The 20838-nt window shown below is 39.4% G+C and carries 20 protein-coding genes and 1 tRNA gene; 9 read left to right on the top strand and 12 right to left on the bottom strand.

Annotated elements, in window-relative coordinates:
- Positions 1–10: 10 nt before the first annotated feature.
- The 3 genes from GQR54_RS17405 to dnaQ form a co-directional block, all read right to left on the bottom strand.
- A tRNA-Asp gene (locus tag GQR54_RS17405) sits at positions 11–87 on the bottom strand.
- 98 nt (positions 88–185) lie between these two features.
- Entirely contained in the window at positions 186–1556 is a 1371-nt protein-coding gene (locus tag GQR54_RS17400; protein WP_166379273.1) for a TIGR03503 family protein, read from the bottom strand.
- Positions 1557–1565: 9 nt separating this feature from the next.
- A complete protein-coding gene (gene dnaQ / locus GQR54_RS17395) occupies positions 1566–2279 on the bottom strand; it encodes a DNA polymerase III subunit epsilon (RefSeq protein WP_166379271.1) in 714 nt (237 codons plus the stop codon).
- Between the two features lie 68 nt (positions 2280–2347).
- Here dnaQ and rnhA point away from each other — a divergent pair, with 68 nt between their 5' ends.
- Positions 2348–2812, top strand: coding sequence for a ribonuclease HI (gene rnhA, locus GQR54_RS17390; RefSeq protein WP_166379269.1), 465 nt, complete (start codon positions 2348–2350; stop codon positions 2810–2812).
- Between the two features lie 162 nt (positions 2813–2974).
- On the opposite strand, the gene GQR54_RS17385 is transcribed toward rnhA, so the two are convergent.
- Positions 2975–3760 carry a class I SAM-dependent methyltransferase gene (locus GQR54_RS17385; protein WP_165735688.1) on the bottom strand — a complete coding sequence of 262 codons (786 nt, stop codon included), beginning with the start codon at positions 3758–3760 and terminating at the stop codon, positions 2975–2977.
- 53 nt (positions 3761–3813) lie between these two features.
- On the opposite strand from GQR54_RS17385, the gene gloB reads away from it, so the two are divergent.
- Together gloB and GQR54_RS17375 are read left to right on the top strand one after the other, a co-directional pair.
- Positions 3814–4587, top strand: a complete 774-nt coding sequence (gene gloB / locus GQR54_RS17380; RefSeq protein ID WP_166379267.1) for a hydroxyacylglutathione hydrolase — start codon at positions 3814–3816, stop codon at positions 4585–4587.
- 155 nt (positions 4588–4742) lie between these two features.
- Positions 4743–6323 (top strand): LysM peptidoglycan-binding domain-containing protein, encoded by a 1581-nt coding sequence (locus GQR54_RS17375; RefSeq protein WP_007586008.1) that lies wholly within the window; start codon positions 4743–4745, stop codon positions 6321–6323.
- Positions 6324–6391: 68 nt separating this feature from the next.
- On the opposite strand, the gene GQR54_RS17370 is transcribed toward GQR54_RS17375, so the two are convergent.
- Genes GQR54_RS17370 through GQR54_RS17360 form a run of 3 tightly spaced genes read right to left on the bottom strand, consistent with a single transcriptional unit; the run spans position 6392 to position 7918 of the window.
- Positions 6392–6841, bottom strand: a complete 450-nt coding sequence (locus GQR54_RS17370; RefSeq protein WP_166379265.1) for a flavodoxin — start codon at positions 6839–6841, stop codon at positions 6392–6394.
- Complete coding sequence (gene truC / locus GQR54_RS17365) at positions 6841–7605, bottom strand: tRNA pseudouridine(65) synthase TruC (RefSeq protein WP_166379263.1); 765 nt, start codon at positions 7603–7605, stop codon at positions 6841–6843. Before truC ends, GQR54_RS17370 begins: the two co-directional genes overlap by 1 nt.
- Positions 7598–7918: a YqcC family protein gene (locus tag GQR54_RS17360; RefSeq protein ID WP_166379261.1), complete on the bottom strand. Its 321-nt coding sequence runs from the start codon at positions 7916–7918 to the stop codon at positions 7598–7600. Before GQR54_RS17360 ends, truC begins: the two co-directional genes overlap by 8 nt.
- A 104-nt stretch (positions 7919–8022) precedes the next feature.
- On the opposite strand from GQR54_RS17360, the gene GQR54_RS17355 reads away from it, so the two are divergent.
- Together GQR54_RS17355 and GQR54_RS17350 are read left to right on the top strand one after the other, a co-directional pair.
- Positions 8023–9051, top strand: coding sequence for a DUF3549 family protein (locus GQR54_RS17355; RefSeq protein ID WP_166379259.1), 1029 nt, complete (start codon positions 8023–8025; stop codon positions 9049–9051).
- The gene (locus tag GQR54_RS17350) at positions 9052–9351 is read left to right on the top strand and encodes a DUF3301 domain-containing protein (protein ID WP_166379257.1); all 300 of its coding nucleotides are present in this window, start codon (positions 9052–9054) and stop codon (positions 9349–9351) included. It begins immediately after the preceding gene.
- Between the two features lie 850 nt (positions 9352–10201).
- Here the strand turns inward: GQR54_RS17350 and GQR54_RS17345 are convergent.
- Positions 10202–10855, bottom strand: coding sequence for a GNAT family N-acetyltransferase (locus tag GQR54_RS17345; RefSeq protein ID WP_166379255.1), 654 nt, complete (start codon positions 10853–10855; stop codon positions 10202–10204).
- 315 nt (positions 10856–11170) lie between these two features.
- Here GQR54_RS17345 and GQR54_RS17340 point away from each other — a divergent pair, with 315 nt between their 5' ends.
- The 3 genes from GQR54_RS17340 (at position 11171) to GQR54_RS17330 (ending at position 12557) form a co-directional block, all read left to right on the top strand.
- Positions 11171–11407, top strand: a complete 237-nt coding sequence (locus tag GQR54_RS17340; RefSeq protein WP_166379253.1) for a DUF2789 domain-containing protein — start codon at positions 11171–11173, stop codon at positions 11405–11407.
- A gap of 96 nt (positions 11408–11503) precedes the next feature.
- The gene (locus GQR54_RS17335; RefSeq protein WP_165728585.1) at positions 11504–11770 is read left to right on the top strand and encodes a hypothetical protein; all 267 of its coding nucleotides are present in this window, start codon (positions 11504–11506) and stop codon (positions 11768–11770) included.
- Between the two features lie 13 nt (positions 11771–11783).
- Positions 11784–12557: a Zn-ribbon-containing protein gene (locus GQR54_RS17330; RefSeq protein ID WP_166379251.1), complete on the top strand. Its 774-nt coding sequence runs from the start codon at positions 11784–11786 to the stop codon at positions 12555–12557.
- Between the two features lie 328 nt (positions 12558–12885).
- Here the strand turns inward: GQR54_RS17330 and syd are convergent, their stop codons facing one another.
- On the bottom strand, positions 12886–13425 hold the full coding sequence (gene syd / locus GQR54_RS17325; protein WP_166379249.1) for a SecY-interacting protein: 540 nt from the start codon (positions 13423–13425) through the stop codon (positions 12886–12888).
- 59 nt (positions 13426–13484) lie between these two features.
- On the opposite strand from syd, the gene queF reads away from it, so the two are divergent.
- Positions 13485–14330 carry an NADPH-dependent 7-cyano-7-deazaguanine reductase QueF gene (queF, locus tag GQR54_RS17320; RefSeq protein WP_166379247.1) on the top strand — a complete coding sequence of 282 codons (846 nt, stop codon included), beginning with the start codon at positions 13485–13487 and terminating at the stop codon, positions 14328–14330.
- A gap of 60 nt (positions 14331–14390) precedes the next feature.
- On the opposite strand, the gene GQR54_RS17315 is transcribed toward queF, so the two are convergent.
- From GQR54_RS17315 to GQR54_RS17305, 3 genes are read right to left on the bottom strand one after another with little or no spacing between them, the layout of a single operon-like run.
- The gene (locus tag GQR54_RS17315; RefSeq protein ID WP_166379245.1) at positions 14391–15278 is read right to left on the bottom strand and encodes a peptidylprolyl isomerase; all 888 of its coding nucleotides are present in this window, start codon (positions 15276–15278) and stop codon (positions 14391–14393) included.
- A 32-nt stretch (positions 15279–15310) separates the two neighbouring features.
- Positions 15311–19000 (bottom strand): translocation/assembly module TamB domain-containing protein, encoded by a 3690-nt coding sequence (locus tag GQR54_RS17310; protein ID WP_166379243.1) that lies wholly within the window; start codon positions 18998–19000, stop codon positions 15311–15313.
- Positions 19000–20727: an autotransporter assembly complex family protein gene (locus tag GQR54_RS17305; RefSeq protein WP_024593667.1), complete on the bottom strand. Its 1728-nt coding sequence runs from the start codon at positions 20725–20727 to the stop codon at positions 19000–19002. Before GQR54_RS17305 ends, GQR54_RS17310 begins: the two co-directional genes overlap by 1 nt.
- Positions 20728–20838 lie beyond the last annotated feature (111 nt).

Here is a 20838-nt window from a genome sequence, read left to right as displayed (position 1 = left end):
GTGTAAGTGTTGGCGGAGTGGACGGGACTCGAACCCGCGACCCCCGGCGTGACAGGCCGGTATTCTAACCAACTGAACTACCACTCCATATTTCCGGTGCCGTTTAGGTCTCCCTTAACAGCGGCGTGAATAATACGAACCAGCCCCTATTTCGTCAAGGGCTTTTTTGCTTTTTTATAGGTTTTTTAGTCATCTGACATCGAAAGGTTTAAAATTTCACCTGATTTGTCATTTTTTGAGCCATTTTCACCGACTTGATTTTTTTCTTTGTCGGTAACGTCCCCTTTTCTTGTTTTCTTTTTCTTTAAAAAAGGCAGCTTCACTTTAAATTTAATCGGTTTTTTCTGAACAAATATACGAATTAACAACCAACCGAGTAATAAAATGAGCGTATTGCAGCCTACAATTAAACTAATTATTGTAGATGTAGCCATTTTTTCTTCAACAGGCTCACTCTCAATCATTTTATCTGGCGTAATAATCGTTGCAGGATCTATTTCGGGCACAACTTTTATCGGTCGTTCTACCGCAAATTTATAGGTTGGCAGCGTTGCCATAAATTCACGGCCGTTAATATTAGTGCCAAAAACAGATAACTCAACACTATATCTACCCCAGCCATAATTTTTAATTACAAGTTGGCGCGATGCATCTGCTATCGCATTAATTGTAAACATTTGTTCTTCATTATTTGGATAGTAAATTTTACCCTGAATAATGACCGTTTCGGGTTTTACTATTTTGGTATCTATATTAATAGTTAAATGATGATCACTAACATTTTCATCCGCTCGAATAATTGCATAGTTAAAAGGAGGTTCATGAACCACTACTTTATCTTGAACTACTCTACGCTTTAATAATGGTGTAGAAATGTAAAGTCTAGAAGCCCATTCGCCAGCAGGAAAATCCAATGTGAACTCACCAGTAAAAACGCCATCCTTTGGGTGTTCGTCAAATCCACGACCATCGTCTTTAAATTCAGCTACTTTTTGACCTCCTGCGCCAAAATTCGTAAAACTGTCGTTATTAGTACTCACAAAATCTACATTTAGCTTTACAACGTCCCTAAACAAGTTTTCATCAATTGGTTCTCCATCATTGAGTATTTTCCCGGTGATTTTTATTGTCTCTCCTTTAAACAACATAGGTGGAAGAGGCTCTGCAGCAAGAGATACTTCTCCTAATACAACTATTCTGCTGTCGGGTAAAATACTGCCTATTACTTGCCAAGGACCAGGTATAGGCTTTTTAATGGTTATTAAATCGTAATTGAGTTCATCAAACCATTCAATATTTGGGTTATAAGCAGCATCTCTAGTGAAGTACTTACTTCCATCCGGTCTAACTAAAATAACAGAAGATGCTCCTGGTTTTCTAAAGAAGAGCAGCGTTATTTCATCAATGTCGCTATCTATGCGAAAACGATTATCAAGTAATGGTATCTCATTTTGATGTCCATCACGTTTGAGCACTTCTACTTGCTTTACGCCATAAGCATTACTAGTGAATAAACTAGCTGCACATAACGCTGTTACAAAATACATCGTTTTCATTAAATGGCCTCATTCAGCGCGCCATATACATTGGCCGCCTTCTTTATTTACAAGATCTAATCGTGCTTCGTGTGCGCTTTGCTCAGCGTCGCTTGCTCGCAGAACAACTAATGGGGCTCTATCACTATTTAAACGCTTTATATCGCCCTTCTGCTGCTCGCTGCCGTCATCTTTATTTTGATTCAAATTTAGCTTTGTTTGACCACCTGTCATGGCAAGGTAAACATCGGCTAAAATCTCAGAATCCAGTAGCGCGCCGTGAAGTGTTCGTTTGCCGTTATCTACATCGTAACGACGACATAATGCATCAAGATTGTTCTTTTGACCCGGGTGCAAGTCACGCGCCATTTTAAGCGTGTCGAGAACTTGACAAAAAGTATCAGTTTTAGGATAGCCCTGATTAAGTAGCGAGAATTCGTTATCCATGTGGCCAATATCAAACGGTGCATTATGAATAACCAGTTCAGCCCCTTCAATATAGTCGAAAAACTCTTGGGCAATTTGATGAAATAACGGTTTATCACGTAAAAATTCGTTAGTGATACCGTGAACGTCGATTGCTTCTTCTTCGCTTGCTCGTTGTGGGTTTATATAAACGTGAAAGTTATTGCCTGTTAAGCGGCGATTTACTAACTCCACACACCCAATTTCTATAATACGGTGCCCTTGTTTAGGGTCGATGCCGGTGGTTTCTGTATCTAAAACTATTTGTCTACGTGCCATATCGAATTTAGCCTGATTCTGGTATCTTTCTATAATCACTTTATTGTACATAAGATCAAGGTAAAACAGTGCAAAAAACCGTAGAGATTTACACCGATGGCTCATGTTTAGGTAATCCAGGCCCCGGCGGTTATGGTATTTTTATGATTTATAACGGCCACGAAAAAGAAATGAGCCAAGGTTATAAACTCACAACAAATAACCGAATGGAAATGCTCGCGGCTATTGTAGCCCTAGAATCACTCACTCGAGAATGCGAAGTAAACCTAACAACCGATAGCCAATATGTTAAGCAAGGCATTGAATCGTGGATCACTAACTGGAAAAAACGTGGCTGGTTAACATCAGCTAAAAAGCCGGTTAAAAACGTCGACTTATGGAAACGCCTAGATAAAGCCTGTAGCGAGCACAATGTAACTTGGAAATGGGTTAAAGGGCATAGCGGCCATAAGTACAACGAAATAGTTGATGATTTAGCGCGCGATGCCGCTGGCAGTAGAGATTTACTAGAAGATGTAGGCTACCAGCCTTAATTTATTATGAGCTAGTTGTTATACCAATTTTATTAAAAACATGTTCATTCTATCGCATTAAATAACTCACTAACTGCGTTAAAAATTATTCATATAGAACAACTATATGTCACAATTTTAGCCTTGTTAATGTGCTATTTTCTTAGCGCTATAATAGCTCACTTATTTAATGCAATTGGTATTATTTTTTTGCTCGCACGATTTAAAGTGTTGCTTTGACGTTTGTCTAAGCCCTGCCCCTTTTACTGGTGCAAACTGCGGCCTTGCATGCCACTTAGGTTTTATTGGCGTAAGTGGCGCAACTCTTTTTCGTGCCACCAGCATATAAACACTGCCCATCGGTTTTAAATACTGTTTAGCAAAGGTACGCCAAAACTCAAACCTTGATAGCCTATTACCTCTTGCCAGTGATGAATAAATAAAACGTTCGTCACTTACAATTTCAAAACCAAGTAAGTTTAGCCAATCTTTAACCCTCGCAGGGGTAAAAAAGCGCCCCGTCCATGGTAATTTCTGACCACTAAAAGGTAGCATTTGTGCAAGTCCGCACAAACTAAACGGGTTAAATCCCGTAATTACTATATAGCCGCCCGGAATAAGTGTGCGATGTGCTTCTCGTAAAATGTGATGTGGGTCTGAATGATACTCTAAGCAGTGACTTAGTATGCAGGCATCAATACTGTGCTCGTAAAATGGCAGTTCATCTATGTCAGCAACTACCCCAGTGTAAGGCCCAGGTTCTGCAACACACACTTGGTGTTTAATCGTACTTATACTTGTATTTAATTCGCCACTTAAATTACCTAGCTTAAGCATATGATAGCCAAACATACGCGGCAGCCATTGCTCCATTTTGCGTTCAATATCTTTGCGCAAATAATCCCCATGAGGAAACTGTTGCCACGACAGTGGTTTGGGTCCTTCTTGAAAACTAAGGGCTGGTTTCATTTTTTGAGCTCGTTATACTATGCGGTAAGTGTCACTTTATAGAGCAATTTACCATGGTGCAAGTCAAAGCAATTAAAGCCTTTTCTGATAATTACATTTGGTGTTTAACTACCGATAATAGTAACCAAGCATGGGTAGTCGATCCAGGCCAAGCACAGAGCGTATTAGCGTATCTAGCTGAGCACAAACTAACGCTTGGTGGTATTTTAATTACGCATCATCACTACGACCACACTGATGGCGTAGCTGCATTAGTTGACGCCTATCCAAATATATCGGTTTATGGCCCCGCGAATAGTCCATTTAAAGGCGTTACCCACTCACTTACTGATGGTCAAAGCATTAGCGTACTTAATATTAACTTTAATATTTTGGCAACTCCTGGGCACACGCTTGATCATATTTGCTATACAAATGATGAACTTGCTTTTACAGGCGATACATTGTTTAGCGGTGGATGTGGGCGCTTATTTGAAGGCACGCCAAAGCAAATGTGGGAATCGTTTAATAAACTAAGAGAGCTGCCTGCAAGCTGCAGTGTGTATTGCACGCACGAATACACGCAAGCTAATCTTGCCTTTGCCAAAGCGGTTGAACCACGTAACCCAGAACTACTCGCGTACAGTAAAAAAGTAGATGAATTACGCAGTAATAACCAAATCTCCCTACCCACTTCTATTGGACAGGAGCTAAAAATAAATCCATTTATGCGTAGCGATTTGCCAACCATTACAGAGTTAGTGCCAGAAAAATTCATCTCGGTTACAAAAAACAATGAACCTTGGGGAAACTTTGCTAGTCTGAGACAGTTCAAAGACAATTTTTAATGCACAAACTAATACTTTAATATTTATTTTATTAGAATCATTAACTTAAGATATAGTGATGATTCTATTTCTGCGTTTTAAAAAGTCATTAAGTGGCAATGTTAACTCATAACAGGTAGTATTCGCCGAGTTTTTTACCCGATGTATTGGTATTTATGAATAAATCTCCCCTATTAGTAGCCTTGGCGTTAGCGCTAAGTGGTTGTCAAACTGTGACAACTCTAGACTCAGACTCTCAAGTCGCCACGCAAGCAAACCAACAACTCGAAGGCGCAAGTCCTAACGACATTAACAATGCATTGATGGTAAACGCACAATATCAGCAAGTTGACCCTGATGAGCAAGAAGCTCCCGTGTTTGATGATGTATGGGAGCGAATTCGCTACCAACTTTCTATCGAAATACCGCAAAACCGCCCTGTTGTTACTGAACGTAATTATTACGCTCGCCACCAAGCCTATTTAGATCGTATTTCTAAACGTGCAGAACCTTACTTACACTTTATAGTTGAAGAAGTAGAAAAGCGCGAAATGCCAATCGAAATTGCACTACTGCCTATTGTAGAAAGTGCATTTGACCCGTTTGGTTATTCTAATCGCAGCGCATCGGGCATTTGGCAGTTTATGCCTGCAACCGGTGAGCGATTCGATTTAAAACAAAACTGGTGGTACGACGGTCGTCGCGACATAGTGCAGTCGACTCGCGCAGCACTTGACTACTTATCGTATTTACATAAAACACTTGAAGGCGATTGGCTAAATGCAATTGCTGCTTACAACTCAGGTGAAGGGCGCTTGATGCGCGCGATTAAAAAGAATCGTAAAAAGCATTTACCTACCGATTTTTGGTCTCTTGATTTACCTAGCGAAACAACAGCCTACGTACCAAAGTTATTAGCACTTGCCGATTTATTAAAACGCTCAGATGATTTTAACGTTACATGGCAACCAGTAATTAATGCACAAGTGGTTGAAGTGGTTGATGTTGGCTCGCAAATAGATTTAGCGCTTGCTGCTGATATGGCTGATATGACGCTTACTGAGCTATACAGATTAAACCCTGGTTTTAACCGCTGGGCAACTGATCCTAATGGCCCGCATTCTTTATTATTGCCTGTTGATAAAGCAGAGGAATTTAGCCAAAAATTAGCAAACACTGATGTTAAAAACAGATTACGCTGGCAGCGTTATATTGTGGCTCGAGGCGACAGCTTATCGGTAATTGCCAAAAAGTTTACAACAAGCTCAAGTGCAATCCGATCGCTTAATAAACTCAAATCAAATACGATTAAAGTAGGCCAAGAGTTACTAGTCCCGCTTACTGATGGCGCTATAAATAGCGAGCATTTACCAAAGCAGATGCGTTTAGCTGCTAATAAAGCAACTCGCACAAAGCTTTCGCACACAGTTAAAAGTGGCGACACGTTATGGGATATTAGCCGCGAATATGACGTAACTATGGATGAGTTGGCTAAATGGAATAAACTAAAGAAAAACTCTGTATTGCGCCTAAATCAAAAACTAACTGTGTATAAATCAGCTAATAAACCACAAGCAACGGCAAGCACCAACCGTACTATTACATACAAAGTACGCCGAGGTGATTCTCTTGCACGTATTGCGTCTAAGTTTAATCTAAGCGTTAACGAAATTATTAAGTGGAATAATTTAGCCGGTCAAAAATACTTACAACCTGGCCAAAAGCTAAAACTTAAAGTAGATGTCAGAAGTAGTTAGTTTATAAAACTATATTAAAAGTAAAAAGGAGCGCATGCGCTCCTTTTTTAATACTTTAACGTTAAGGATTAAGCAGGTAGTTTTTCTAGCCATACTTTTAACCAAGGCTCGGCTACCGGCCATGGTTCAAAATCTTCACATGCATCTATTTCTAGGCGGTTGCCCACAGGCTTTGCTTGTAAATCGCGAAGTAGCTCGTCAAAGCTTCGCCCTGCGCCACAAAATGTATCGCCGTAACATCTGTCACCCATTGCAATTACACCAAATGGTTTATCGGTAAGCATTGGGAAGGTGCTATTCATAGCAAAGTATAACCCGGCCAAATTACTTGGTACATCACCTTGGCCTGTTGTGGAGGTAACGATTAAAATATGCGATGCATTTTTTATATCATCAAGCGATGCTTCAGTAATTACTGTTGCAGTATGACCCGCTTGCTCAATTGTGCTTGCAACTTCATCGCTTAAACGCTCTGCACCGCCATTAACGCTGCCTACAAAAATACTAATATGTGCCATTAATAATCCTTTTCTTGCTCTGGCCAACCTAGCTGCTTACATATTTTAAGCATGTCTTCACCTAGTGGCGCTTTAATTGTTATTGATTCATTACTATAAGGGTGCACAAAACTAAGCTCTGTTGCAAATAACATTAAGCGTCTTAGTTCAAAATGCTCTCTAAAAAATTGATTATGCTGATTATCACCGTGATTTACATCACCAATAATAGGCAGTGATAAGTGCTTTAAGTGTCTGCGAATTTGATGCTTGCGCCCTGTTTTTGGAAAGCACTCAACTAACGAGTAACGCACTGTTGGATACTTACCTATAGGAATAGGCAATGCAACTTGGTGCAAGCAATTAAACTGGGTTTGCGCTTCTTGCGGTGCTTTGTCTTGATCTGCAAACTTATCGGCTATTTTATCAAGTTCTTCTTTAAGCGGTTTATCTAAAAATACCGACTCTGGTGCAAAGCCGCGCACTAAGGCCACATAGCGCTTAGCAATGGTGCCTTCAATAAATAGCTGGTTCATATCGCGAGCAGCTTCAGAGCTCAGTGCAAACAGCAATACGCCCGACGTAGGTCTATCGAGCCTATGTACTGGAAATACATGTTGCCCTAGCTGGTCGCGCAACATTTGCATAGCAAACTGGGTTTCGTGTTTATCTAAAAACGAGCGATGCACTAATAAACCTGAAGGCTTATTTATAGCCACATAGTTTTCATCTTGATACAAAATAGTCAGCTCGCCATATTCAATAGGCGCTGGACGCTCACTCATTTGGTTCTCCTAAAAAGGTATCAAGGGCTGTTAGTAATTCAATTATTTCATCGCTCCCCGCTTTATTCACAAGTGTCATTTGCGCCATAGGAGCAATAGCAAAGTTACGTGGCAGTGGTTGCTTGTGCGTTATTAATTGCTGTATTTTATTAATAAATACAAATTGTAACCACTGCTCAAACGCCATTGTATCGTGACAAAAAGGAATATTTGAAAGCAGTGCATCAGCGTCTATTGGCTCACTTTGCCAAAGCGCGTGTTTTTGTAAAAGTGCCGTTAGCTGCACTAAATAAGTTTGGGTTTGCTGGTACATAACCACCCTCTTTTATATATGTAATGCAATTATACCCTGTTCCCTCATAGGCGGCTATGACGTATAATTAATGTAATTTTGCAGTAAAAACAGTTGAGAAAACAATGAGTGATCAAATAGCTACATTAGGTCAGCTTTTAGATGGTGCGGGTACTCAGTGGCGTGCTTTTGATATTGGCAGGCATATTACTAAACTCGATAAAAAACAATTTTTAGCTATTGAACAAGCTCAAGTGCCTTACCCTTATCCTCTTGCTGGCCACGCTTGGCTCGCTATTCAATTTTGGGATACTAAAGCCAGTAAAGAACCGTATGTATGGTTTTTAAAATTTCCACTTGATGAGCAAAGTATGCTTGTAAGTGCTAGTCGCGATCACTTTGCTGATATGGTTATTCAAGCGCTAGGCACTGAAATTACAGGTGAGCAAGCCGATGGAAAACTTGATAATAACCCTTATGTTTTTACACCAAACGCAAATAAATTAGCGGCATTTAACGCCCAAGTAAAAGTACTATTAAAACAGCCTGCATCGCAGTATTACGAGCATGCACAATTGTACTTTAGCGGTAAAATTGGTTTTGATAATTGGCAAAGTGTTGCACTACAGGGTATTGCCGATTTTGCACTACGCTTAGACAGCGATACAAACTTAAGTAATCTGCAAAAAGCATGGGCGCATTTACCTATTGAAGTACTACAACCACTCAGTGCCATGCTTGAACACGTTGAAATACCAACATCAATGAGTGAGTTACTTGTTGATTACACCCAGGCCGCAATTAGTAACAACGACACAGTGGCTATAACCGCAGCACTAAGATCAGTTTCAAAAGGTCAAGCTCAAGGGTTATGCGCTCAATTAGTCGATACTGTACTAAGCTCACCAGTGAGGCACGACTCTGACGTGTTACTAACAATAGCTGGGCGGTGTTTTAAACAATTAGAAAACCCTGAACGCTTACATGTATTTATGGATAATTGCGCACATCATCAAAAAATTGATGAGTTGTTTCCTAGTATTTTTGCTGACTTAGTTGCAATACCGACTATTCGCCCGCATTTATTAGGCTTATTACGTAAAGAAAATCGTAGCGAAACCCTCGCGCGTGCAATTGGAAGGTTATTCTCTTAAATGGCAAGTTTATGGACGTTCATACTTATTGGTAGTGTAATTTACTTATTTTGGCTTAGCCGAAAGGTTGCTGAAGCGGCGAACGTTCATGCTAAACGTCAAAGTGAGCAATTGCAGGTGCAGTTGATGAGTGTTGCATGCACAAAACGCCGCTTTGGTTTTTTAAAGAACGGCAAGCCAGGCATCAAAAGTGAATTTATATTTGAATTTTCAAGCGATGGTGAAAATGCTTATCAAGGTGTGTTAATTATGGAAAATGAGTTTTTGAAAAGTGTGGTTGTTCCACCGCATAAAATATAAAACTGAATATACTTTGAGAGTATTTGTCTTAAATTAATAAACTTAATTCAACACAAAAAACTAAGGCGTAACTAAAGTTACGCCCCAATTGGACTGCATCCTGCTAGATATCCATTATCTTAAATCCGTATTATCATCCCCTGAACGAGTAAACAACCTTGTTTACCCTCACATTGCATCCTGCAATATCCATAGCCACCTGGCAAACCCACGAAATCTATCGTTTGGCTACATACCGTAGCATCATCCCTGGTAATCCTTTTAAGTAGCTCCTGCCACTTTTTTCATCCTGCAATATCCATAGCCATCTTGGCAAACCCACGAAACCTATCGTTTAGCTACATCCCGTAGCATCATCCCTGGCAATCCTTTAAAGTAGCTCCTGCCACTTTTGCATCCTGCAATGTCCACTTGCCATCTTGGCCGTCCTGCGTAAACTAACGCTCCTGCTACTTCCTGTAGCGTCATCCGTGATTATCCTAAAGTAACTCCTAGCTACTAAGTGCTTCATGCACTTCCTTATTCTTCCTTGTATCCGTTTTAGCTTGTCCTTTATGCTTCCTGCTAGCGTCCGCTATGTTGCCTATTCCGTATCCTTGGCAGTAACTCAATCATTGAGCTATATCGTCTTGACAAAGTGAAGTTTAAAGCAATTGGGGGGGAGTAATAGGACTTAACATTAAATAAATAAACATCACAAAAATGAAAAATTAAAATAAACAATAAATAACAACAGCTTAAACTTAAAAAGGCTACTTACTAGTAGCCTTTAACTGACAATGCTCACGGCAATGTAAGATATATCTCACGGTCTTATGTCCGTTTGGGCGCATTGGCTTACATCATAATTTTAAAGAGTTGGCTCAATTATTGATTTAAACAGTAACTCACCCTCTACTTGATTAAAAGTAAGGTGCTTAAATGACTCAAACTTTTCAGTTTTAAAAAACTCAGTGTGTTCTTTTCGCGTTACAAATACAGCCATCCCCGTTGACTCCGCATTACATTTAACTAAATCATCAAGCCCCCTTAATAAGTAACGACCAAACCCTTGTCCATGAAAATGCGGATCTACGGCAATAAAAGCTAAAAAGTAGTAATTGCCTTTCTCTTTAAGGGCATCTCTAATTGTTTGTTCTTTGTCTATTAACTGATTTGTTTGTAAATAGCCCGCGCTAAGCATCAATTTTAAACGCCAGTGCCAATAACGCTGCGCTTGAAGCTGGCTATTAGATTCAAATACACAGGCTACTGCTTTTAATTTATCGTTACGGTATAAACCAATTAATGGCTGTTTTTCTTGCCAAAAGCTACTAAGTTCTTCGCGAATTAATGATCGTAATTTTTTTTCGTAAACTGATTTATTTTCGTCATTGTAGCTAAGCATTTTTTGTAATACAGGATCGTCATGATAAGCCTGATAAATAAGGCTCGCTGCAGTGCTAATATCTTCTGCGGCTAAATACTGTACGCTGAACGTATCAGCAGGCGTGGTTACACTCATTGTATTTCCTTGATTATTTTAGCTATAGGCTGTTTAACTATATACCCAACTATATACCTAAAATTATTAACCGTAAATTCAGCGAGAGTTTAACTAGCTAGGAGTAGAGTTAATCCTTAGAATAAGTTTTCATTTAGTTAATACCAATTGCATTAAATGAGTGTTCTATTATAGCGCTAAGAAAATAGCACAATAACAAGGCGAAAATTATGACATATAGTTGTTCTATATGAATAATTTTTAACGCAGTAAGTGAGCTATTTAATACGCTAGAATGGTCATGTTTTTAATAAAACTGGTATAAGGAGCAATATCATGGATACGACTAAACACGACATCAATACACTATTTGCACAGCTTGGATTACCTAATTCAGACGATCAAATAGATACATTTATTGCCTCACATGAATTAGAAGACACAACACTACTCCAAGAAGCCCCTTTTTGGGATGAAGCGCAACAGCACTTTTTAGCTGAATCGCTTGCTGAGGATGGTGATTGGAGTGAAGTAATTGACGAATTAGATGTACGCCTTCGTCAAAGTAAGTAACTTTATTTAATGTACCCTCCCTTATTTATTGCTAACATAGCATCTGCGCAGCATTCATATGCTGCGTATTTATTTTATTAAAGAGTTATATATCTAATGAATTCAGTTGTATTTGATGCAATTAAAGTCCTTCTTGATGAAGGCAAAACCCCTACTGTAGCACTAACTAAAAGCCGTTTGGCACAACCGGTTCCTATGCCGATGATTATTGCAGCAGTAAGCCAATATAAAAATAATCCTGATTCAATTAATAACTTCATGAGAAACCCACAGCAGTCAGATAATACTGAGCTTAAAACGAGTCAATTAGATAGAATTGAGCAAAAGCTCGATAAACTTCTTGCGCTGCTAGAACAAAAATAATTTGAGACTATAAATGTTCGTTGTTGATTTAACTTTTGATTGCTACCAAGACACCACCTTAGAACAAGCCGAACAGGCAATAAACCGCTTAGTAAATGCACTGCGTTTTAATGGTCAAATAATGGGTGAAGAATTTCCAACCGTTTTAAAAGACGGCTTTTTTATTACCCGTGTTATGTGCCCGACCGAAGATGCAATGCACCCGCTAAATAACAGCCCGTTTGTTAAGCACAGTATCGAAACGTTACATAGTGCTGGATTACTTGCGCCAAAAGTAAAAGTGATTGGACAAGATATACATTCCAACGGGGCTGATTACTGTACAGAACCATCAAGTTATATTTTATATACAACCTATGTGCATACGTGCAGCCCGCTTTATTGTGGTGATGACTTTTTGCCTGTGCCGCTATTTCGTATTCCGGCAATTGCTAATGGTGACTACAAAACACTGATTAAATGGCAAGAAGATTGGCAAGCCTGCGATCAAATTCAAATTAACGGCGCAACCCGTTGTGAGTTTCCGGCACTTGAAGAAATATCGAGCATTAAAAGCGATTTATACAGACGCGGAAAAGACATAACAAAGCGAATTAGTTTTTTAACAAAAAAACCAACTTACTATTACTTATACCGTGTAGGCGGCGTAGATAAAGCGTCTGAGCTTGAACGAAAATGCCCTAGCTGCAATGGCGATTGGAAATTACCTGAATCGTGGTTTGGGTTATTTGACTTTAGATGTGAGCCATGTGGCTTAGTGTCTAATATATCGTGGGATTTTCAGTAACCATTAGGGCGTGTTGACCTTTGTGGATTGAAATTTGTTCAATCTAGGGACGATTTAATCGCGGCGCGAGGTTTGTAACCTAGTGGGCTAAGTAAAAACCGAGCAACAAAGAGTAAATCGTCCCTAGAAAGAACCCAAAGGGCAGCGCATGTTAGGCATTTATGCTTCGTTATCGCCTATTTATGGGGAATAACCACACTACATAGGCTCTGCCTTGCCTAAAAACCAAACATACAGCTGCAAAATCAATCACGAAAGGTCAACACGCCCTAGTAATGGCGCTTAAAATCAGCTTAGTGATGGCGCTAAGCTGATTTTTAAATACGTTTTAAACCTCTAATGCCTTTAAAAAAGCATTAATGTTGGGAGCAAGTACATGGTGTGTGTTTTTGCCTACATGCTCTAAACATACTTCTCCAGAGTGCACCAATACACTTACTAGTAAATCATCTTTATCTGTTAACCCAATAAATACCGTTTCTGGCTGCTTGAGCTTGCGTTTCATTAAAACGTGACCCGTTATATTTTGCTGCAGCATGTCAAAGTCGTCACTATTCCACGCCTGTAGTAATTCAACTTGATGCCCATCAATCACAGCTAAAATACTTCCACCGTACATATGCCCATATAACTCGCTAAGCTCTTTTGGAAACTCAAGCTCTAGTGCATTGGCTAAATCACTCAGTGAACCTGCTGGTTGCTGGTGCGCACCCTGCCATTGGATATTTCCCTGCTCGTCAATTTCGCCAACTTCTGATGGGCTTGGCCATTGCTCATCGTGCGCTATAAGTGGGTACTTTGCGGTATTTTTAAGGGTCTTTTCGCTAAATTTTTGATGAAGTTGTTCTATAAGCAATGCAACAGACATACTGTGAAACTCATTTAAATTAGATATAATGTCCCTATTGTAACTATTTAAGAGCAAACATGACAGATTACAGCAATTCTCCAGACCTTAAAGGTAGCGTATTAGGCCAATCTACTGAGTATGTAGATGTGTACACGCCAAGCTTGCTTTTCCCTATTGCGCGCAAACTAAATCGTGATGCTTTAAATATTGACGAAGCAGAGCTGCCATTTAAAGGCCAAGATATTTGGACTGGTTACGAGCTTTCATGGCTAAACAATAAGGGTAAACCGCAAGTTGCCGTAGCCTTATTTACCTTTGAATGCCAAAGCAGCCATATTATTGAGTCAAAGTCGTTTAAACTTTATTTAAATAGCTTTAACCAAACCCGATTTGAAAGCATTGATGTAGTAAAACAGCATTTAATTGATGACCTATCAAACGCGGTTAACAGCCCTGTCAAAGTGACTTTATACAATCCTGATGATTACAATTGCTTACCGTGTACGGCGCTGCCAGGTGAATGTATTGATGACTTAGATATTGAGATTAATAATTACGATATTGATGCTAATTCACTTAAAGCAAAAAGCGATGAAGTAGTGACTGAAACGCTCTACAGCCATTTACTTAAATCGAACTGTTTAATTACCTCCCAGCCTGATTGGGCAAGTGTAATTATACGGTACACTGGCGAGCAAATATGTCGCGAGTCGTTACTGCGTTATTTAATTTCGTTCAGAACGCATAACGAATTTCATGAGCAATGTGTTGAGCGTATTTATAGCGATTTAACAACACAACTTAATATTAAAGAGTTAGAGGTTTACGCGCGTTATACTCGTCGTGGTGGGCTTGATATAAACCCGTATCGCTCTACGCATTATAACGATACGCCATTTGTAGTTAAAATTAATCGTCAGTAGATTATTTTACACTGGAATATAAGTATTGAAAAAGGAACCTAGGCTCCTTTTTTACATTTTTTAATTAACTTCGCGCTTAGTGGGGATGGGCATACCACACACATCAACGTAGTTATGTGCTTTAACAAACCATGGTTCAATACGGTTTTTACGAGCACTGATTAAGTTTTTGAACACCGGTGAGTTTGTTTTCATCACTTTAAATATGCTTTTATCGCTTTGTACATCGCCAAGGACTTGTATATTGGTAATTGGGTTAAATGCTTTTCCTTCAGTTGGTGTACGCGCTAAACGATTAAAATGCTCTATACCTTCTAGCACTCGACCAAACACCGTAATATTTTTATCAAGGTAGCGCGGGCCTTGCCCTATTGTTACAAAAAATTCCGTGCTCGCACTATTTATATCGTTATCGCGCGCCATGGCAAATACGCCACTACAATGCACTTGCCATGTCTGCGTATGTGCTGAGTTTTGAGCTACTGCAAAGCCGTTTAAAAAACCGGTAACTGGTGCATATCCGTCGCCATTTAGCTCTGTAATTAAAAGTGGTTTGTTTGTTGTTAAATAAAACTCAGCAGGGACTGTTTTATCTGCCGTTTTAATTAATTTTTTACCCGAGCTGTCGCCACCTTGAGCTACAAAACCTTCAACAAACCGATAAATGCCAGTATTTTTATAAAACCCTTCTCGCGCTAACTTTTTAATGTTTTGAACGTGCTTTGGAGCAAGCAGTTCATTAAGCTCAATGTACACATCACCCGTTGGCAGTGTTATCTTTAAAATATTTTGAGAATCCACAACTCGCCAGTCATTATCTTTTGCACTAGCAATTACCTCACTTGCGCTCAATAAAGGTAGCTCTTGATTAGCAACACCATCACCTAGTTGTTGAGCACAACCACTCAATAAAACACTAAGCAGAGCTGGCAATATAATTTTTTTCATCGCTTATATCCTTATAATTATTATAGTTTTGGTTATTCCCAATCAAACTTATATAGCACATCAACATTTTGGTATAGGCCGCTCGTTATTTCTATGTATAACTGTGAAAGTAACTGATAACGCACAGCCACTTCACTGAGCGAATCAAATACACCCACGCTATATTTAACTTGTAAGCTAGGTGCTACGTAACCTGATATTTCTACTTTGGTGCTATCACCACTACCTGATGAGCTTAAACTTACATCTGACAAACCAAAGGTTTCACCTACCTTAGAAACAACCCCTTCGCTGCGGCTAACACCTTGAGAGAGTAATAGCTGCGTAAGCATAGCATCGCTTGACGAACTTTCTCCATCACCTAAAGGTTGGCCATTAAGTAAATATGCGAGTGCTTGTGCTTGGTCCATCGCAGGCTCAGAAAATATTTTGAGCGTTGGTTGTTCAACATTACCCGTGAGCGTAACCCCTGCAATGACACCATTTGCAGTCGTATCGGGATTACGTATTGCTTTAATATTTAAAAATGGTTGTTCAATTGAACCGCTAAAACCTACTTGCCCAGTACTGATTATTAAATCTTGCCCAAAGGCTAAGTAAGTACCTTCAATTAAGTTAAGCTCACCTGTGGCTATAATTGGTGCACCTTGACTCATTTTTATCGCTAAATCACCTGCAACCTTTGATTCCAAGCCAAACGATTCTACTTTTACATCGTTTTTAACAATCACTTTTAAATCTATGTCGTAATCAAACGGGACTGTTTCGGTGGCCTCGGTTTTTTGATCAACAATAATTTCATCATCGCTAACTTGCACTGCGCCCTCAGGAAGCTCTTCAATCATTATACGACCGTAAGGCACAACTACCTCACCAGCAAGCTTGAGTGCATTATTAGCCAAGCCTATTTGTAAGTCTGGCGATACTTTAAATGTAACGCCTTGTTGTGCCCGAACAAAAAACTGCTCGCCAACCACAGCAACATTTACGGCAGGCTGCGCACCTTGCCAATCAACATCACCGGTTAGGTTTATTTTACCGCCCTGGTTGTCGTTTAAATTGCCCTTTATTGTGGCTGTTGTTTTATCAAACAATATGCTTATATTTGATTTTTGCAGCGCTATAGGTAATTGCTCGCCCTCTAAACTAATATCGCTAACATTAAGCTCGCCATTTAATAAAGGGTCTTTTAACGTACCGGCTAACGCCACTTTACCGCTAATATCACCTTTTAACTGCTCGAGAGTTTCAAGAAATGGTTGTAAGTCTGAAAGGAGTATTCTATCAATATTAATTGTGCCATTAAGCGCTTGCGTATTTTGTATATCGTCAATATTAATTTGTGTATTTATTTTACCAAGCACACTTGATTCTAAATTAGCTTCAAGCTTGCCAATTTGAGAGTCCGAAAACGCACTAATGCTTAATGTTTCAATAGGTAATTTAAAACGATCTTCTTCAGAGGTAAGTACCGCTGTTAAATCGGTAGAATCGATATTTGCACGTAATGTTTTAAGCGCACCGCTTTGCCAGTTAAGTGCTACATCGCCAGCTATATTACCGCGAGTACGAATATTGTCAGGCAAAAAGTGCTTAAGTTCTTCAAGTGCTAAATTGCTCAGTTTAGCATTTAGTTGACCGAGTTCTTTTGTTTGAGCTAGCGTGTCTATACATAATTCACTTTGCTCAGATGCCCAACAATGCGCGCTCACATTAAAGTCGCTGGTTTGAGTATTAAACATAATGGCGATATTTTTAGTGTTGCTAAAGCTTAGCTTTTTATCGCTGAGCGTTACATTGCTAAGCTCGCCATTCCAGGTGGCATTATTAATTTTGCCATTAACTTCAAGCTCTATACTGCCTTGTTCTGCATCTACTGATGCCGTAAGTTGATGATCTGTTTTATCGCCGCTGGCATCAATTTTAACGCTATTAATTTGTTGGTCAGCCACAAGCGCCGAACCAACACTCATCGATACATCGGTTTGCCAATCGGCAGCGGTATCTAACTGCCCTTTTACTGATAATTTATTAATGTTTATTTCATCAAAAATAAAGCGATCTAGTATTAACGCTAAATCAATTGAAGGCGTTAATCGCTCGCCTCTCACTTTTAAATCTGCGGAGCCATCTGCAGTAAATGGAATATTAGCTTTTTCATCACTTTTTAGCGTTACTTTGCCATCAACCTGCCAAGTATCGTCAACTTGCCCGCTTAGTGCTAATTTATTGGTGCCGCTACTTAAATAAAAGCTATCAATATTAGCTTTTAACGTGTTGTCTAGCTTAAAGTTTGAGGCAAATTCTAGTGGCACGTCGTTAAGTAATCCGTTTAACTTTGTATTATTCATTTGTAGCTGCCACTTGTCGTCAGCTGCATTAAATGAGCCTTTAAACTGTCCTGAAATATCACTGGTAGCGGCATCAGTTAAATACTGCGCTTTTAAGTTAGCAAGCGTGCCATTAAAGTTAGCCTGTATGCCCTTTTGCCAATCAACATTGGCTTTTATAGTTGCACTGCTTTCGTTCGCTTTAATGCTTAGCGCTTGTAAAGTTGCTTTGGTAAGACTACCTTTTAATTGGGTATTTAAGTCAACAGCTGGGTACGCGCCTAGTTGGCTATTCGCCTGAAGGCTAAGCTGATAGTCGTCAGCATTACCTTGTGCGTTAAGGCTTACATTTCGCACTTTAAGCTCATTACTTTGTGCATCAATAAGCCACTGCTTAATTTTGCCATTTAACTCAAACGGATAGTTTTTTTGCTTTAAATTTGCTGTTGCCGTTAAACTAAGTGGATATTGTCCCTGTGTTTCTAAATTTAAGTTTAGATTTGATAAGTCGCCATTCAACTGCAAATTGGCTTGGTGCTCATCACTTTGTAAAACAACATCCCCTTTCACGGGCAAATTCCCTGCAAGCTCAGCGTTAAGATGCGTATTAAGCTGCCACTGTTCATACTTTGCTGAGAATGACTCTAAATTAATAACCGCATCTTCCACACTTAATTGCAGCGAGATGTTTTCAATAACATGCTGGGCTTCGTTTTGCTCAATCGTAATGTTAGCAATTTCAAAGTCTTCAACAACTAAATCAAGTGGCGAAGTAAATTCTATATTAGGCAATGCGGGTAGGTGCGTTAAAGGCGCTTGAGTATTTTGCGCCGTTTGTGTTTTCGCATCTTGTTCTTGCTCTTTTAAAGCAACAAGTATGGTGGGAATACTCAGGCTTTTAACCGTCAGCTTTGAACCCTCTGCTTTTGCTGAGAGTTTAAAATTATTAACGCTTACGTTTGCACTTGGATGCTCTAGAGTAAATTTATTGATCGCAATGTTTTTTACAGCAATATTAAAAGGTAAGCTGATTTTTTCAAGCGGCTCTGCCGCGGCTTCTTCTTGTGACTCTGCAGTTTTTGGTAATGTTAAATTTATAGATTTAGCACTTAAGTTATCTATACAAATTCCATCGCACTGCCACCAAAACAAATCAATTTTCAATTGTTGTGCATTAAAGTCCAATCCGTTGCTAGCAAAGCGTACATTAAAGGCATCATTATAAATAAAACGGCCATCTTTAATTTCAATATGTAGTCCATCTACCGCTTTGTTTGCACTATAAGCAATAAATTGATTACCGGGTGCGGTAAATAACAAACAAAATAGTGCAACAACTAACGTGACAAAAATAGCACTTACGGCGGCTGTTATCTTTTTTAATACTGACATTAAATTTCTGGCCCTATGGTAATACTTAAACGTGTGCTTTTACTTTCTTTTGTTAATCCCCAAGCGTGGTCTATACGCACTGGGCCAACGGGTGTTAAATAGCGAAAACCAAAACCAGCACCTACTTCAAAATCATCAGAAAAATCATTAGTCGCAGTACCACCATCAACAAATAAAGCTGCTCGCCAATTTTTAGCAAACTGGTAGTTATATTCCATCGTGCCCGATAGTAAATACTTACCACCTATTAGCTCGCCGTCATCGTTCTCAGGCGAAATTGATTGGTACGCAAAACCACGAACGCTTTGATCGCCACCTGCGTAAAACCGAAGTGAAAATGGCACGTTGTTAATATCATCAACAAGCATTGCTCCCACATTCGCTTTTAAAAACACCAAGTGGCGGTCAAAATAAGTGCGTAGCCATGCATGTTGCATTTGCACCCTAATCAGATTAGTACTCGAAAGCACATCATCTAAGCCAAACTCAGCAGATATAAGCCACTGCTCTCCCCAATAAGGAGTCGTGCCGCCTTTTGATTTTTTGCGCGCGTAGCTAATGCCCGGCATTAACATTTCGGTACTTTCTTCGTCTTCATCACCAATACGGTAGGTTTCTTGGTCGCGGCGTAAAAATGCAGTACGCACCCACTTATTTTCGGTCAACCATTGGCGCTGAACTTGCCCTGTTAATATTTCACTGTAAGTGTCGTTTGTGAGCTCATCTTCTAATTTATAACCGACAGAGAATCGCCATAAATCATCATTAGGATCATCAACCGGAATTGTATAAGCCATGGAAATATCTTGCTGCTTTTGTGCCACATTTAAATTAGTTTCGAGGTAATGGCCGTCTTCTGTGATCCATGGTTTACTCCATTTAAAACGCACCTTGGGCCCTAAGTCAGTACTAAAACCACCGCCAATTTCATAGCTGTTAGCTGGCTTGGGTAATACTTCAACTTTAATCGGTACTTGGCTGTTTTTGCGCGCTGCAATGTCAGCATAAACACGTACACTGGCAAAATAAGGGGTACTTGATAAATCCAAGTTATAGTCAGCAATATGTGTTGATTTATAAGGTTGGCCCTGCGAGAAAGGCGCTATAGAGCGTATGTATTTTTCAGCGGGTGTACTACTGGCAATTTGTATATCGCCAAACTGATACCTAACTCCGGTATCAATTATAAAAGTAATAACAGCACTATTTTTTTTAAGCGACACTTCTAATTTGCGCGCTGGCCACTTAGCATCAAAATAACCTAGCTCTAGTAGCATAGATTCTATTTTTTTATGAGCAGAGTCATATTTACCATGATTTAAAACATCACCTTGCTTTAAGTGATTGCTTTTAATCAATGCCTGTAATTGGGTATCGCTTTGACCATCACCGTTTAGCGTAATATTAATTGCTTCTATGCGAGTTGCAGGCCCCCGTTCAACTTTAACAATTAGTTCGCTGTCGTCTTTATCATAAATAACCTCGACGGTCGGGCTATAATAGCCAAGAGCTTTGATGCTATTTTGTACTTGTTTTTGAGCATAACGGCGAAGTGTACGGGTTGGCTTCTCGCCAATTAACTGCTTGAGGTAAAGAGCTACGTTATTTTCTAAATCGCCACTTAACCCTTCAATTTCGTAATCTTCTATGACTCTTTCTGCCGCATAGCTATTTGTCGCAATTAAAGCGCTCACAACACACATGCAACGTAAAAACTTAATAAACAAGTAAATATCCTTACTTTTAATATCTTACAAAAAACTGGTTAATTACCCGCATATTAGCATAGCCATAATGAGCAACACATTAACTTAATAACAATCTAACGCGTAAATTTA

The sequence above is a fragment of the Pseudoalteromonas sp. Z9A4 genome (assembly GCF_011378845.1).
Taxonomy (GTDB): Bacteria; Pseudomonadota; Gammaproteobacteria; order Enterobacterales; family Alteromonadaceae; genus Pseudoalteromonas; species Pseudoalteromonas arctica.
This window is presented reverse-complemented; position numbering and strand designations above follow the sequence as displayed.

Coding starts and splice junctions, on each gene's coding strand:
- GQR54_RS17400 (WP_166379273.1), bottom strand. CDS start 1,556: ATGAAAACGATGTATTTTGTAACAGCGTTATGTGCAGCTAGTTTATTC.
- dnaQ (WP_166379271.1), bottom strand. CDS start 2,279: ATGGCACGTAGACAAATAGTTTTAGATACAGAAACCACCGGCATCGAC.
- syd (WP_166379249.1), bottom strand. CDS start 13,425: ATGTCTGTTGCATTGCTTATAGAACAACTTCATCAAAAATTTAGCGAA.
- GQR54_RS17330 (WP_166379251.1), top strand. CDS start 11,784: ATGTTCGTTGTTGATTTAACTTTTGATTGCTACCAAGACACCACCTTA.
- GQR54_RS17335 (WP_165728585.1), top strand. CDS start 11,504: ATGAATTCAGTTGTATTTGATGCAATTAAAGTCCTTCTTGATGAAGGC.
- GQR54_RS17315 (WP_166379245.1), bottom strand. CDS start 15,278: ATGAAAAAAATTATATTGCCAGCTCTGCTTAGTGTTTTATTGAGTGGT.
- truC (WP_166379263.1), bottom strand. CDS start 7,605: ATGAGTGAGCGTCCAGCGCCTATTGAATATGGCGAGCTGACTATTTTG.
- GQR54_RS17340 (WP_166379253.1), top strand. CDS start 11,171: ATGGATACGACTAAACACGACATCAATACACTATTTGCACAGCTTGGA.
- GQR54_RS17385 (WP_165735688.1), bottom strand. CDS start 3,760: ATGAAACCAGCCCTTAGTTTTCAAGAAGGACCCAAACCACTGTCGTGG.
- GQR54_RS17370 (WP_166379265.1), bottom strand. CDS start 6,841: ATGGCACATATTAGTATTTTTGTAGGCAGCGTTAATGGCGGTGCAGAG.
- queF (WP_166379247.1), top strand. CDS start 13,485: ATGACAGATTACAGCAATTCTCCAGACCTTAAAGGTAGCGTATTAGGC.
- GQR54_RS17345 (WP_166379255.1), bottom strand. CDS start 10,855: ATGAGTGTAACCACGCCTGCTGATACGTTCAGCGTACAGTATTTAGCC.
- gloB (WP_166379267.1), top strand. CDS start 3,814: ATGGTGCAAGTCAAAGCAATTAAAGCCTTTTCTGATAATTACATTTGG.
- GQR54_RS17355 (WP_166379259.1), top strand. CDS start 8,023: ATGAGTGATCAAATAGCTACATTAGGTCAGCTTTTAGATGGTGCGGGT.
- GQR54_RS17360 (WP_166379261.1), bottom strand. CDS start 7,918: ATGTACCAGCAAACCCAAACTTATTTAGTGCAGCTAACGGCACTTTTA.
- GQR54_RS17310 (WP_166379243.1), bottom strand. CDS start 19,000: ATGTCAGTATTAAAAAAGATAACAGCCGCCGTAAGTGCTATTTTTGTC.
- GQR54_RS17350 (WP_166379257.1), top strand. CDS start 9,052: ATGGCAAGTTTATGGACGTTCATACTTATTGGTAGTGTAATTTACTTA.
- GQR54_RS17375 (WP_007586008.1), top strand. CDS start 4,743: ATGAATAAATCTCCCCTATTAGTAGCCTTGGCGTTAGCGCTAAGTGGT.